Below are 11,993 nucleotides of genomic sequence, written 5' to 3'. Positions count from 1 at the left end.
CTCAGTCGAGCCGTGCCAGCAGGTGTTCGGTGATCATGGCCGGACTTTCCCCCACCCCACGGAAGCCGGGGAACGGGTTGACGTCGACGATCACGGGGCCGGCCTCCCCCATCAGGAAGTCGACACCGAAGATCTCCAGACCGGTAACGTCGGCGACGCGCCCTGCCAGCCGGGACAGGGCGTCGTCGACAGCGATCGGCGCACCCCCGGTGACGTGGCCGTGCGCCAGCGGCGAGGGTTTCAGCAGAGACCTCACCCGCGCGCCGGCGACATAGAGCTTTCGGTCCCACCCGTCGTTGGCGATGAAGGGCTGGACAACGTACGGTCCCGGGAAGGGCGGGGCGCCCGGCAGATCGCCCCTGGTCCCGGCCAGGACATTTTCACCACGTCCGTCGGCTCCCTCCGCCGTTTTGATCACGCTCAGGGTGGTTGCCGCGGCCCGTGCTTCCTGCCAGTCGCTTACCGCCACTGTCAGCGGGACCGGGAGGCCGGCCTGGCTTAGGAGCGCCATCAGGGCGGGCCGTTTACGGGTCAGTGCTACGGCGGCGGGCGGGTTGCAGCAGGGAACCCTGGCCTCAGCGAGCTGCGCCACAGAGCGCAGGGCTGACCATTTGAGGCCGCGGTGGACCACCAGATCGGCGCCCGCCACCCAGTCGGGTAGCTCCGGCTGGTCATGGGGCAGGTGAACGGCCGTGTCCACGTCGGCGGCGTTCAACAACGCCATGATCTCGGGGAGCAGCGTGCCCGCCCTGGGGGGTTTGCCCAGCAGGAAGGCCACCGATCGCTGTCCCTGCCGGTGATCCAGCACCCGCCCACCTCCCTGTGGGCTCCAGCATAGTGGTAGCAGGACCTGGTTCGGTGGGCTCAGGGCAGGGGGACCGGCTCGACGTCGTTGGCCCGGTCAAGCGGCGGATTGCCGTCCGCTGGTGCCCGTAATTCATCAACCCGCACCATAACCACTCCCCCGACAATCAACAGCCCGCCGAGGAGCTGGATGGGGCCGGGCAGTTCGCCGAGCATGAGCCAGGACGCAAGCACCGCAAACATCACCTCGGTGAGACCCACAAAGGAGGCCACCTTGGACCCTAGCTGGCGGGCGGCCAGGATGCCGGTGAAGTAGGAAACCACTGTAGAAATCAGCACGAGGCCCAGCACCGGCACCAGCCAGCTGGTCTCCCACCCAGCCAGGGTCACGTCGCGGAACTCGAAGGCGAACGGCATGATGCCGACCAGCCCCATCAAGCCGATGGCGACCGCACCGACCACCATGCCACCACCTGCCATGACCAGCGGGGGCAGTCCGTCGTCGGCCCGGGCTGACATCAGGAAGAACACCGCGAGGCAGACCGCGGCCGCGAGTCCAAAGAGAACACCGATCGGGTCCAGCCGCTCATCGGCGGTCAGATCCAACACCAAAAGCAGACCGAGCATCGCCGTCACCGAGCCGGCAGCGGTGAGGCGGCGTGGCGCTTTGCGGCTGCGCGCCCACAGCCAGCCCACGATCAGTACCGGTGCAAGGTACTCCAGCAGGAGGGACACCCCCACCGACATCCGTTGGACAGCGCTGAAGTAGAAGAACTGGCAGAGCGCAATTGCCGTGACCCCGTAGATGATCAGGGTCAGCGAACTGCCGCGCAGTGCCGTCCACCGCCCGCGCAGAGCAAAGAGCACCGGGATCAGCAGAACAAGGGCGGCACCGCCGATCCGAACACCTACCGCGGCGCCCGGGCTCCAGCCGATCTCCAGGAGGGACTTAGCAAACGGTCCGGACACGCCGAAGGCTGCCGCCGAGATGATCGCGAACCACAGGCCCGCCGCTGCACCATTCTTCATCCCGAACCTCCGCCGAACCCGTTAGTGTCATGACCAAACTATGATTATGGTAGTGACAGTAGACCCGAACAATGTCAGGAGTCAACATGGCCTTTGCCAATGACACGGAGATTGCGTTGATCTCCGCGGCGGCCCTCATCAACACCGGGAAGGAAGACCCCGACCAGCTGACCACCCTGGCGGATCTGGACCAGTTCCTCGCCGAGCAGGACTTTTCAGGTTCGCGGGCGCGGACCGGTGACGAGCTGAGTGCGGTACGGCGTCTGCGCGCGGAGCTGGAAGAGGTCTGGACGTCGTCCGAGAACGACGCCGTGGCCCGCATCAACCGGATGCTCAGCGACGCCAAGGCCCTTCCCCGACTGGTCCGTCACGACCACTGGGACTGGCACCTCCACGCCACCGGCCCCGAGGCGCCACTGGAAGACCGGATGGCCACCGAGGCGGCGATGGCACTGATCGACGTCATCCGGACCCACGAAATGGACCGACTGCGGATCTGCGCAGCCGAGGACTGCAGCGCCGTGGTCCTGGATCTGAGCCGCAACCGCTCCAAGCGTTTCTGCGACACCGGGAACTGCGCCAACCGCACCCACGTCAAAGCGTATCGGGCCCGTAAGGCGGTTACGGGATAGGCTGCCGCGCTAGGTGTACTGGGTCATGAGGTTGGTGACACTCGGGTGATGGGTGTGGTTCCGATGCCGGTGTGGATGCGTTCAGTGTTGTAGTGCTTGAGCCAGGGTGCAAGGGCTTCTTGGCGGTGGGTGCTGCTGCTGAAGATCTGGCGGTATGCCCATTCGGTTTGCAGGGTGCGGTTGAAGCGTTCGGCTTTGCCGTTGGTCCAGGGGCAGTGGGGTTTGATGAAGCGCTGGGAAGCGCCGAGATCGGCCACGGCCTGCTTGAAGGCTGCGGAGTTGCGGTAGGCGAACGCGTTGTCGGTGATGACGCGTTCGATCCGGTCGATGCCGTGGGCGGTGAAGTACGCGGCGGCGCGGGTGAGGAACCCGGCTGCGGTGGTGCCCTTCTCATCGGGCAGGACCTCGGCGTAGCCCAGTCGGGTGTGGTCATCAATGGCGACGTGCACATAGTCATAGCCGATGCCCCGACCCCGGACCTTTTCTGAGCGGCCGTGGGCGCGCCAGCCGCCGCCGTCCGGGATTCGTCCGAGTTTCTTCACATCCAGGTGTACCAAGTCACCGGGCAAGTCGTGTTCATACCGGGTCATCGTGGCACGGGAGGCGCGGATCGGGGTCCCGGTCAGCGGGTCACAGTCGGCCAGGCGCGGCACCTGGTGGCGGCGTAGAATCCGGGCCACAGTCCGTGCCGGGACTCCCGTGGTGGCCGCGATGCGCAACGGCCCGAACCGCAACCGGCGTCGGGCGTCCAGGACCGCCTGTTCCCGGTCCGGGCTGGTCCGACCCGGTGAGGTATGGGGTCGGCTCGAGCGGTCCTGCAACCCGGCGGGTCCTTCGATCCTGAACCGTCGAACCCATCGGTAGGCGGTCTGCCGGGACACGCCGAGTTCCGCGGCAATATGCGCGACCGGCCGGCCCGCGGCTACCCGATCAACGAGCAATCGTCTTCCATGAACTGTCAGGCGGGCGTTAACGTGAGACACGAGGACCTCCGAGCACGAAGTGTGGGAACTAGACAGCTCCACTTAGCCCGGAGGTCCTCCTCCTTTTCAAGACCCTCGCGTCAACAACGTCCCGGCCCAGTACATCTAGGCGCCGCTGATGCCGAACAGCCCAATGATGAGCGCCATCACCAGGTAGGTCACTAGCTCGTGTGCACAGTTCAGGACGGTCAGCCCGGCGGGACGTCCCTCGAACGCGTCGTGGGTAATGAAACGGGACGCAGTGAACCCTGCCCACAGAATCACTGCGGTAATCAGGGTGTTGAGCAGGAAGTTTCCGCCATAGAAGTCCTGGGCAATCGCGGCGCCGCCAGCCAGAACCCAAGCGCTGATCAGGCTGACCACCAGGGTGATGAGGATGGGCCGAATGGCGTCCTTCGAATCGCCGCTGACATCGACTTTCGCAACCCGCATCCAGTAGTTGCCGAATACCTTGGGCGTGTACCAGACGGTGCCCACCACCATGGTGGAGAGGGTGGCAACAAGTACCGCCCAAATATTGATCTCCGGAATCATGCTGCGCCTCTTCCCTGCTGGGGTTGTCTCTCCAGCTGAAAGTGTAGACCTGGCGCAGCGGGCGGGTCGCTATTGCCCACTGAACAAGGAGGAAACCGTTGGCGGGTCAGTTCTCGGTGGTGCTGTCCGGACCGCCGCGCGGCGTCCCTTTGGGCTGTCCGTCCTTGTCGACATTGCCGGCACCCCCGGGAATCTTCGCCGACGAGCGGTTGATGCCGGTGCCCTTGCCCAGGTGATCGGCATTCGGCTTTTCAGTCATCATCAGCATCGCGCAGACCACGAGGGCGGCAATGAAAGCGATCCCCGCCGCCGTAAGCCCGAGATCCACCCGCAACTCCCTGGTGCCCCCACCGGTGGAGACGATCATCGCCACGACTCCCGCGACCGCCGCGAGGGCGGCAGAGAAAATGAGCGGGCCTTTGACGCCCCTACTGGATTTGGACACTGTTACTCCTTGGGAAATTGCGGCTGACTTTTCTACGAGGGGTAGAAAGACTGCCGGTCCTAGTTTACGGGGTGGACGGCACCCGCCGGGGCCGGGTGACGCACGTCATGCCGGTATCCCAGCGATGCAATCGCGAGGGCGACGGCGGTGATCACCGCCCCGCCTCCTGCCACTCCGAGCAGTGCATGGGCGCCAGCACCCTGGAAAATCGGCAGCAGCGCCCCGGATGCCAGGGTCACCGTGCCGACCACGATGAGATCCTTGGCGACAACGTTGGTGCGGCGCTGCCTCAGGCCGACGTACAGCTCGGCGGAGCCAGCAATCACCAGGACGAGGGCTCCCGCCTGGGCGAACATGGCATCCGTGTGGATCCACAGGTTGAGGAAGGCGCCGACAGCCAGGAACCCTGGCGCGATGGAGACAAGCCACCGGTCCCCGCTGGACCGCAATCCAATTGCGCGCTCCAGCCAGGCGGCCGAGACGGCGAGCGCCAACAGGTACACCCCGCCGGCCACCGACATCACATGGACTGAGGGCTGCACCCAGAAGATCGTCAGCGCGCCGAACGCGGCCGACACCACGGCGCGGAACAGGAGGGGCTGCCACACGGCTGCGGCCTGCTCGCCCGGTTGGCTCGGCGACTGAGCCGTAACATCGTGCTGTGCGGCACCCATGCGCAGACCTCCGGTTCGACGTAGGGCTGATCAGTTCAGTCCCGGACACTCCAGTTTATCCCCGCCCCGGCTCCCAGGGATACTTCGGTACCCCCTCCGGGCCGACGCCCCCTAGCTCGCGCCGGTGACCATCCAGCGATCGTTCCGCACCCGCCACGCGAGCGTCCCGGCGCGCGCCGCCATGTAACCGACGCCAAACGCCAGCCACAGCCAGACGATGCCAGCCGGGCCGGACAGACCGGCAGTGAACACCCAGACCAGCAGGGGCACATACAGCAGCAGATTCACAACTCCGGCGATCGCCAGGTACCGCGCGTCGCCAGCACCGATGAGAACCCCGTCGAGCACAAATACCAGCCCGCAGATCGGTTGCGAGGCTGCGAGGACAAACAGGCCTGCGGCGAGCGCAGCCTGCACCGACTGGTCGGTGGTGAAGATCCAGCCAACAAACGGTGCCGCCAGCGCCAGGACTCCGCCGGTGATGACGCCGAACCCCAGCCCCCACAGGATCATCCGCCGGGTCAGCGCATGCGCCAGCGGCTTGTCACCGGCACCGAGCTCCTTGCCGATCAGAGCCTGTGCGGCGATGGCGAGCGCGTCAAGGGCAAACGCGAGGAAGATGAAGATGGTCATCACCAACTGGTGGGCCGCGAGGGAGACCGAGCCCTGCGCCGTCGCGACATATACCGTTGCCAGGATCGCGATCCGCAGGCTCATCGTGCGAAGCATCAGCCAGGAACCGACCCGCGCCGTGGCCCGCAGTCCGTGCCAGGACAGCCGAAGGGGAACGTGGTTCGTTCGGGACAGGCGATAGACGATCGTCAGGTAGACCGCCGCCATCCCCCACTGGGTGATGCTGGTTCCCAGCGCGGATCCGGCAACCGAGAGACCCAGCCCGTAGACCAGCAGGAAGTTCAATCCGATATTCACGGCAAAGCCGATACCGGCCACCAGCAGCGGGGTCTTGGTGTCCTGCAGACCCCGGAGCACGCCGGTTGCTGCGAGCACCACCAGCATCGCCGTCAGGCCCGGCATTGAGTAGCGCAGATAGTCGACAGCGAAGTCGTGCACCTGCCCTTGGGCCCCCATCAGCGAAGACAAGCCGGGGGCGAGGATCCAGCCCAGGGTGGAAAGAAGGACACCCAGCACGAGAGCCAGGCCAATACCGTCCCGGCCGGCCGCCACCGCATCCTGGAGCCTGCCGGCCCCCAGGAACCGTGCCACGGCCGGAGTGGTGGAGTAGGCAAGGAACACCATCAGGCCGACGGCGGTGTGCAGCACCGTGGAGGCCAGCCCCACACCAGCCAGTTCCTCCACTCCAAGATGACCCACGATGGCAGAGTCGGCCAGCAGGAAAAGTGGCTCAGCGATCAGTGCACCCAGGGCGGGCACGGCAAGGTGCAGGATGCGCCGGCTCAGTTCACGGGTATTGGGAAGGGTGGTGCTCACAAGGCCACCCTATGCCTTGCCCTGGACAGTCTGCGCGCCGCCGCCTGACCCCCGCCAACGGCTCGAGCGTCGGTGTCGGCTACGCTGAAGAGTGAGGCACCACCGTCGGACAGGGAGTCCACATGAAAAAAGAAGTCTGGTTCTACATCGGCGGTCTCGTCGCGTTTTTCCTGAGCACCCTCTTCATCCCGCAGGGTATTTCGGATTTCGCGCGCGCGGCAGCCCTCAACGAGGCGGTCCCCTCCGGCGCCGGCCTGAACCTCGCCATCGGCGCCGTCCTGATTGCGGCGGCGATCACCCTCCTCGCCAGTGGCTACGTGATCCGCCGGAGACAGCTCACCACCACCCGGACCTACGGCAGCGACGACCCGGATGAAGTCACCCGCCAGCGCCCCACCCAGGGGTACACGAATCGCCCGGAGTGGATGGACCGACCGTCCAACCACATGGGTGATAACACCGGCCACAAACGGGACTAGATCCCCTTCTCGACCATCTCCAGTAGCCGCTGCGCAGCCACCAACCGCTGATCCGGGTCCAGTCCGCGCAACGGGCCGTCGATCACCAGCATTGCGAGTCCGTGGACGGATGACCAGGCTACGAATTCGGCTCCCGCCCGCCGGTCCGCTGGCAGCACCCCGGCGTCGACCAGCGCATCCAGGGCGTCGGACAGGAGCTGGAAGGGAGTCCGGCCGTGCGGCCCCGCGGAATCCCCGGTTGCCGCGTCCCGCAGATCAACGTGGTTGGCGAACGCGGTCCTGAACAACCCGGGCTCGGTTTGGGCGAAGCGAAGGTATCCCGCCCCCACGGCGCGGAGTCTGGCCCGGGCCATCACCGCGTCATCCTGGCGGGCGCCGTCGTCGATCGCTGACAGCTCATCTTCCATGGCCGCCGCCAGCCTCGACTGGGCGGCAAGCGAGACCGCCCAGAGCAGCGCACCCTTGTCGGTGAAGTGGCGGTAGGCGGCGTTCGGGGTGACCCCGGCGCGACGGGTGACTTCCCTGAGGACGACCGCATCCGGCCCGCCCTCGCGTGCCAGACCGGTACCCGCGTCGATCAGCGCCCGGCGAAGGTCGCCATGCCGGTAGGTGGTGCGCGGACTGGACTGCTCGGTCACTGGATCATTGGCCTTACCTCGGATGACTGCAAGTGAACACTGTCTACAAGTCTGTCACGGAGTCCACTGCACTGGTTCAGGACCGCAGTTCACCCGTCAAATTCGCCAGGGCGGCTTCCTGCCACAGCCGCCGGGCTGGGACGGTACGGAACAGCTGGTTCATGGCGAGGAGCCTGCGCACGACGTCGTCCCTGCCTACCGCGAAGTCCGCATCGGACACATGGGCGTACTCCTGTCGCACCGCCGCGACATACCGCTCGTAGCCCTGCGCCGACCGGCCGAGTACCGCCAGGTCGGCATCACACAACAGCTCACCCGCCCGATCACCCGGGGCCGGGTCATGCGACGCCGTCAGGAGCACCAGGCGCACCACCTCCGACACCTCGGCTGCAGGCAGGAGGCCAGTCAGCCACTCCGCGGCGAGCGCAGCGGACGCGCGCTCATCCTCTCCAGCCATACCCTCGTACACGGCGTCATGGAACCAGGCCGCGAGGCGCACCTGGCGGCGAAGGGACCCGTCGTCGTCGGGCTGGAAGATCGCATCGAGCGCCTCCAGGACGTCCAGGAGATGGGACGGGGTGTGATAGCGGCGATGAGCCTCGGACCATCGGTTGACCAGGGACTCGCCGAGCTCCGGGCTCCGGGGCGCCAGCGCCGCCCAGCGCGCAAGCAGTGCCCGCCGCAGGCGCGGCGTCCGCTGCCGAGCCGGGATGCGCAGCCCGCTGGCAATCAGGATCCGCGTCAGGGTTCCGCAGTCCACCTCCGTCGCCCCCAGCGCCACCAGTTTCCGGTAGCGGCGGACGGGGACGTCATAGTGATCGCCGTCGAATGCCCGCTCGGCAATGCCGGCAGCGGCGGCAAAGGAGTGGAGTTCGGTGAGTGAGGTGTCGGAGATCAGGTGGGAGAACTCGGTCCCGTGGGCCGGCCACAGTGGGGGGTCGATGTAGATGGCCATCGTCCCAGCCTACCGGCGGCCTTCCCGAACTTTCTGAAGGTGACACCACTTTTGCTTGACATGACACCACTATGGTGTCACTCTGGTGTTATGGAATTGGGACGATACGTCAGTGACCTGCAACGCCAGTTGGTGGATGCGTCGGAAGGCGGCTCCGAAGATACCCGCGCCGCCGCCGAACGTCTTGCCGCCGGACTGGACGCCGCCACCCGGATTGTCCTCCTTGACGTTCTGTCGGCCGCGGCCGGAGAGATCACCCGCGATCTCGCCCCCGGTTCGGTTGACCTCCGGCTGAGGGGGCGCGAGGTCGAGTTTGTCGTGACCCCGTCAGCAACCGACGCCGATGCCGACGAACCGACTGCCGTGACCGTGGACCAGGACGACGCAAGCACCACCAGGACCACCCTGCGCCTCCCCGACGCCCTGAAAGCGCGGGTGGACGACGCGGCCGCAGCCGACGGCATGTCCGTCAACACCTGGCTGGTCCGCGCGGTGGCCTCTGCGCTCCAACCGAAGCAACGACGCTCCGCCCAGCGCGCGCTGCGCTCCGGCGACAACTTCGCGGGATGGGCGCGCTAGCCAGCGCCCGCCCCACAACTTAATCCGCCCCGCGGACCCGCGGGGATAATCCACCACGCCTACCAGGGGAGTACTTCAGCATGCCTACTTACACCACCCCCACCGCCATCGACCTCGCCGTCAACCTGCAGGTCGGTGCTCTGGACGTCATCGCCAGCGACCGTTCCGACACCGTGGTCACTGTGTCACCCACCAACCCGGACCGGGCCGTCGACCGCCGGGGGGCCGAGGCGACCACCGTCGACTTCGACGGCACACGGCTCACCGTCACCGGTCCGAAGCCCCGATTCAACATGATCGGACCCACCGAGTCGGTCGACCTGCTGATCGAGTTGCCCACCGGCTCCCGGCTGACCGCCAGGGTGGCGACCGGCGGGGTACGCACCGTCGGCCGGCTGGGCGCCACCCGGATCAAGAACTTGATGGGGCCAGTGGACATCGACGCCACCGGCGAACTGTGGTTGCGCGCCGGGCACGGCAACGCGACCGCCGGATCCGTCGGCGGCGGCGCCGAAATCACCGCTGACCACGGCCAGATCCGGGTCGGCGCCATCGGCGGGGAGTCAATCCTCAAAGCCTCCCACGGTGCAATCTCCGTCGGGGAAGCGGGCGGCGACCTGGAGGCGAAACTCTCCTACGGCGACTTTGAAGTCGGCAGGGCCCTCGCATCGGTGACCGCCAAAACCGCCTATGGCAGCATCACGCTTCCCGACGTAGGAAGCGGATCCATCGCCGTTGAGAGCGGGTACGGCCAGGTCACCATCGGGATCCGTCCAGGAGTTGCGGCCTGGCTGGACCTGTCATCCAAAGTCGGCCACATCCGCAACGAGCTCGACGGCGACAGGGCCCCGGCGCCGTCCGAGCAAACCGTCGCCGTCCGTGCGCGCACCCAGGGCGGCAACATCTCCATCCACCGGACCCGGTAGCGGCGCGCCAGCCGGGCACACCTGATAAGGAACCTGACATGCATTCGACAGCAATCAGCCTTGAGGGACTCCGTAAGTCCTACGGCGACAAAATGGTGCTCGACGGCGTCGACCTCGGTATCGGCACCGGAACAGTCACCGCACTGCTCGGCCAGAACGGGGCGGGCAAAACCACCACGATCCACATCCTCTCGACACTGATCCACGCCGACGCCGGTACCGCCTCGGTGGCCGGCTGCGACGTCGCCGGGGATCCCGACGGTGTTCGCGCCGCGATCGGCCTGACCGGGCAGTTCTCGGCGGTCGATGACCTGCTGACGGGCGAGGAAAATCTTTACCTAATGGCCCGCCTCAGGCACCTCGGGGCGAAACGCTCACGAACACGAGTGGCTGAGCTCCTGGAGCAGTTCGACCTGGCTGAATCGGCACGAAACCGCCTGTCCACCTACTCCGGTGGGATGCGACGGCGGCTCGACCTTGCGATGACCCTGGTCGCGACGCCAAGCGTGATTTTCCTCGACGAACCAACCAGCGGCCTGGATCCGCGGAGCCGCCACACTATGTGGGACATGGTGCGGAACCTGGTCGCCGAGGGCACCACAGTGCTGCTCACCACCCAGCATCTGGAAGAGGCGGACCGGCTTGCCGACCGGATTGCGGTTCTCGACGGCGGCCGGATCGTGGCCGAGGGAACACCGGACGAGCTCAAACGGCTGGTGCCCGGCGGTCACGTCCGGCTCCGTTTCGCCGACGCCGCTACTTTGGGGTCCGCCGCGCAGCTGTTGCAGGAGTCGGAGAGCGATGAGTCGGGGCTTTCCCTCACAGTGCCGAGCCAGGGCGAACCCGCCGCCCTCCGTGCGCTCCTGAACCGCCTCGACGCGGCGAACCTTCCCGTTGACCACCTCAGCATCCACACCCCCGACCTCGATGACGTGTTCTTCGCCCTCACTGGCCGGGTCGAGACGAAAGGAACCCTCCCATGACCACCACCGCCGCGTCACCGGTCCGCCCGGGCGCGAAACGGCCATCCCACGCCGTGGCAGATGCGATCACCCTGCTGTGCCGCAACCTGCTGCACATGGTCCGCTACCCCGGGCTGTCCCTGTTCACCATCCTCGGCCCCGTGGTCGCCCTCCTGTTCATCGTGTACGTGTTCGGTGGCACCCTCGGGGCGGGCCTTCCCGGCGTCGACGCCGGTGGCGGCCGCGAGGCCTACGTCTCCTACGTCCTGCCAGGAATCCTGATGGTCACTGTCGCGAGCAGTGCCGGTGGGGTCGCCATCACCGCGGCGATGGATATGACGGAGGGGATCACCGCCCGGTTCCGGACCATGGCCATCTCGCGGTCCGCAGTCCTCGCCGGGCATGTGCTGGGAAACACGATCGTGGGCCTGATCGCCGTCGTCCTCGTCTTCGGCGTCGGCCTGCTCATCGGTTTCCGTCCGACGGCAGACCTGCCCGGGTGGCTTTCCGCCCTCGGCCTCATTGCCCTGACCTGCTATGCGATCAGCTGGCTGGGCGTGGCCATGGGAATCCAGGCGAAATCGGTCGAAACGGCGAGCAACTGGCCGTTGCTGTTGACCCTCCTGCCGTTCCTGGGGAGCGGGTTCGTCCCGACAGCATCGATGCCCGAATGGCTGCAGTGGTTTGCCCAGTACCAGCCGTTCACTCCCCTCATCGAGGCCCTCCGCGGCCTGCTGTTCGGCACCGACCTGGGCTGGAACCTGTGGGTGTCATTGGGCTGGTGCGTGGTGATTATCGCCATCGGCTACGCCTGGTCCATGAGCATCTATGAGCGGAGGTCGGTGCGCTGACCGGTCCACCCGACACCGAAACAAAGGCATGGCCGCGGCCGCAGGGAAGCTAT

General features: G+C 66.6%; 15 protein-coding genes. 6 read left to right on the top strand and 9 right to left on the bottom strand.

Going from position 1 to position 11,993, the window contains the following annotated elements; all coding sequences use genetic code 11:
- Position 1 precedes the first annotated feature (1 nt).
- Both HMI58_RS02105 and HMI58_RS02100 read right to left on the bottom strand, forming a co-directional pair.
- Positions 2 to 808 (bottom strand): hypothetical protein, encoded by an 807-nt coding sequence (locus tag HMI58_RS02105; protein ID WP_171617965.1) that lies wholly within the window; start codon positions 806 to 808, stop codon positions 2 to 4.
- A 56-nt stretch (positions 809 to 864) separates the two neighbouring features.
- Complete coding sequence (locus tag HMI58_RS02100) at positions 865 to 1,833, bottom strand: EamA family transporter (RefSeq protein ID WP_171584800.1); 969 nt, start codon at positions 1,831 to 1,833, stop codon at positions 865 to 867.
- Positions 1,834 to 1,919: 86 nt separating this feature from the next.
- On the opposite strand from HMI58_RS02100, the gene HMI58_RS02095 reads away from it, so the two are divergent.
- Complete coding sequence (locus HMI58_RS02095; protein ID WP_171584801.1) at positions 1,920 to 2,465, top strand: CGNR zinc finger domain-containing protein; 546 nt, start codon at positions 1,920 to 1,922, stop codon at positions 2,463 to 2,465.
- A 23-nt stretch (positions 2,466 to 2,488) separates the two neighbouring features.
- Here the strand turns inward: HMI58_RS02095 and HMI58_RS02090 are convergent, their stop codons facing one another.
- The 5 genes from HMI58_RS02090 to HMI58_RS02070 all read right to left on the bottom strand — a co-directional run bounded on the left by HMI58_RS02090 (position 2,489) and on the right by HMI58_RS02070 (position 6,550).
- Positions 2,489 to 3,448: an IS481 family transposase gene (locus tag HMI58_RS02090; protein WP_171617964.1), complete on the bottom strand. Its 960-nt coding sequence runs from the start codon at positions 3,446 to 3,448 to the stop codon at positions 2,489 to 2,491.
- A gap of 105 nt (positions 3,449 to 3,553) precedes the next feature.
- Positions 3,554 to 3,982, bottom strand: a complete 429-nt coding sequence (locus HMI58_RS02085) for a DUF1761 domain-containing protein (protein WP_171584802.1) — start codon at positions 3,980 to 3,982, stop codon at positions 3,554 to 3,556.
- A 106-nt stretch (positions 3,983 to 4,088) separates the two neighbouring features.
- Positions 4,089 to 4,427: a hypothetical protein gene (locus HMI58_RS02080; protein ID WP_205207778.1), complete on the bottom strand. Its 339-nt coding sequence runs from the start codon at positions 4,425 to 4,427 to the stop codon at positions 4,089 to 4,091.
- 59 nt (positions 4,428 to 4,486) lie between these two features.
- The gene (locus HMI58_RS02075) at positions 4,487 to 5,101 is read right to left on the bottom strand and encodes a hypothetical protein (protein WP_171617963.1); all 615 of its coding nucleotides are present in this window, start codon (positions 5,099 to 5,101) and stop codon (positions 4,487 to 4,489) included.
- 111 nt (positions 5,102 to 5,212) lie between these two features.
- Positions 5,213 to 6,550, bottom strand: coding sequence for an MATE family efflux transporter (locus HMI58_RS02070; protein ID WP_171617962.1), 1,338 nt, complete (start codon positions 6,548 to 6,550; stop codon positions 5,213 to 5,215).
- Positions 6,551 to 6,672: 122 nt separating this feature from the next.
- Between HMI58_RS02070 and HMI58_RS02065 the strand changes: the two genes are divergently transcribed.
- Positions 6,673 to 7,029: a hypothetical protein gene (locus tag HMI58_RS02065; RefSeq protein WP_171617961.1), complete on the top strand. Its 357-nt coding sequence runs from the start codon at positions 6,673 to 6,675 to the stop codon at positions 7,027 to 7,029.
- Here HMI58_RS02065 and HMI58_RS02060 read toward each other — a convergent pair.
- Both HMI58_RS02060 and HMI58_RS02055 read right to left on the bottom strand, forming a co-directional pair.
- Positions 7,026 to 7,667, bottom strand: coding sequence for a TetR/AcrR family transcriptional regulator (locus HMI58_RS02060; RefSeq protein ID WP_171617960.1), 642 nt, complete (start codon positions 7,665 to 7,667; stop codon positions 7,026 to 7,028). The two genes, HMI58_RS02065 and HMI58_RS02060, sit on opposite strands and share 4 nt — an antisense overlap.
- A 76-nt stretch (positions 7,668 to 7,743) precedes the next feature.
- On the bottom strand, positions 7,744 to 8,622 hold the full coding sequence (locus HMI58_RS02055; protein ID WP_171617959.1) for a DUF4031 domain-containing protein: 879 nt from the start codon (positions 8,620 to 8,622) through the stop codon (positions 7,744 to 7,746).
- A gap of 90 nt (positions 8,623 to 8,712) precedes the next feature.
- Between HMI58_RS02055 and HMI58_RS02050 the strand changes: the two genes are divergently transcribed.
- From HMI58_RS02050 to HMI58_RS02035, 4 genes are all read left to right on the top strand, one after another.
- Positions 8,713 to 9,201: a histidine kinase gene (locus tag HMI58_RS02050; protein ID WP_171584808.1), complete on the top strand. Its 489-nt coding sequence runs from the start codon at positions 8,713 to 8,715 to the stop codon at positions 9,199 to 9,201.
- 80 nt (positions 9,202 to 9,281) lie between these two features.
- Entirely contained in the window at positions 9,282 to 10,127 is an 846-nt protein-coding gene (locus tag HMI58_RS02045) for a DUF4097 family beta strand repeat-containing protein (RefSeq protein WP_171617958.1), read from the top strand.
- Between the two features lie 38 nt (positions 10,128 to 10,165).
- Positions 10,166 to 11,110, top strand: coding sequence for an ATP-binding cassette domain-containing protein (locus HMI58_RS02040; protein WP_171617957.1), 945 nt, complete (start codon positions 10,166 to 10,168; stop codon positions 11,108 to 11,110).
- Positions 11,107 to 11,940, top strand: coding sequence for an ABC transporter permease (locus HMI58_RS02035; protein ID WP_171617956.1), 834 nt, complete (start codon positions 11,107 to 11,109; stop codon positions 11,938 to 11,940). Before HMI58_RS02040 ends, HMI58_RS02035 begins: the two co-directional genes overlap by 4 nt.
- Positions 11,941 to 11,993 lie beyond the last annotated feature (53 nt).

The organism is Arthrobacter sp. 147(2020) (assembly GCF_013116715.1).
In the GTDB taxonomy this organism is placed as follows: domain Bacteria; phylum Actinomycetota; class Actinomycetes; order Actinomycetales; family Micrococcaceae; genus Arthrobacter_D.
Note: the sequence above shows the minus strand (reverse complement) of the source record. Positions and strands in the feature narration are given on the sequence as shown.

Excerpts from the sequence above, each read along its gene's own strand:
- HMI58_RS02100 (WP_171584800.1), bottom strand. The coding sequence starts at position 1,833 with ATGAAGAATGGTGCAGCGGCGGGCCTGTGGTTCGCGATCATCTCGGCG.
- HMI58_RS02085 (WP_171584802.1), bottom strand. The coding sequence starts at position 3,982 with ATGATTCCGGAGATCAATATTTGGGCGGTACTTGTTGCCACCCTCTCC.
- HMI58_RS02050 (WP_171584808.1), top strand. The coding sequence starts at position 8,713 with ATGGAATTGGGACGATACGTCAGTGACCTGCAACGCCAGTTGGTGGAT.
- HMI58_RS02040 (WP_171617957.1), top strand. The coding sequence starts at position 10,166 with ATGCATTCGACAGCAATCAGCCTTGAGGGACTCCGTAAGTCCTACGGC.
- HMI58_RS02035 (WP_171617956.1), top strand. The coding sequence starts at position 11,107 with ATGACCACCACCGCCGCGTCACCGGTCCGCCCGGGCGCGAAACGGCCA.
- HMI58_RS02055 (WP_171617959.1), bottom strand. The coding sequence starts at position 8,622 with ATGGCCATCTACATCGACCCCCCACTGTGGCCGGCCCACGGGACCGAG.
- HMI58_RS02065 (WP_171617961.1), top strand. The coding sequence starts at position 6,673 with ATGAAAAAAGAAGTCTGGTTCTACATCGGCGGTCTCGTCGCGTTTTTC.
- HMI58_RS02095 (WP_171584801.1), top strand. The coding sequence starts at position 1,920 with ATGGCCTTTGCCAATGACACGGAGATTGCGTTGATCTCCGCGGCGGCC.
- HMI58_RS02075 (WP_171617963.1), bottom strand. The coding sequence starts at position 5,101 with ATGGGTGCCGCACAGCACGATGTTACGGCTCAGTCGCCGAGCCAACCG.
- HMI58_RS02045 (WP_171617958.1), top strand. The coding sequence starts at position 9,282 with ATGCCTACTTACACCACCCCCACCGCCATCGACCTCGCCGTCAACCTG.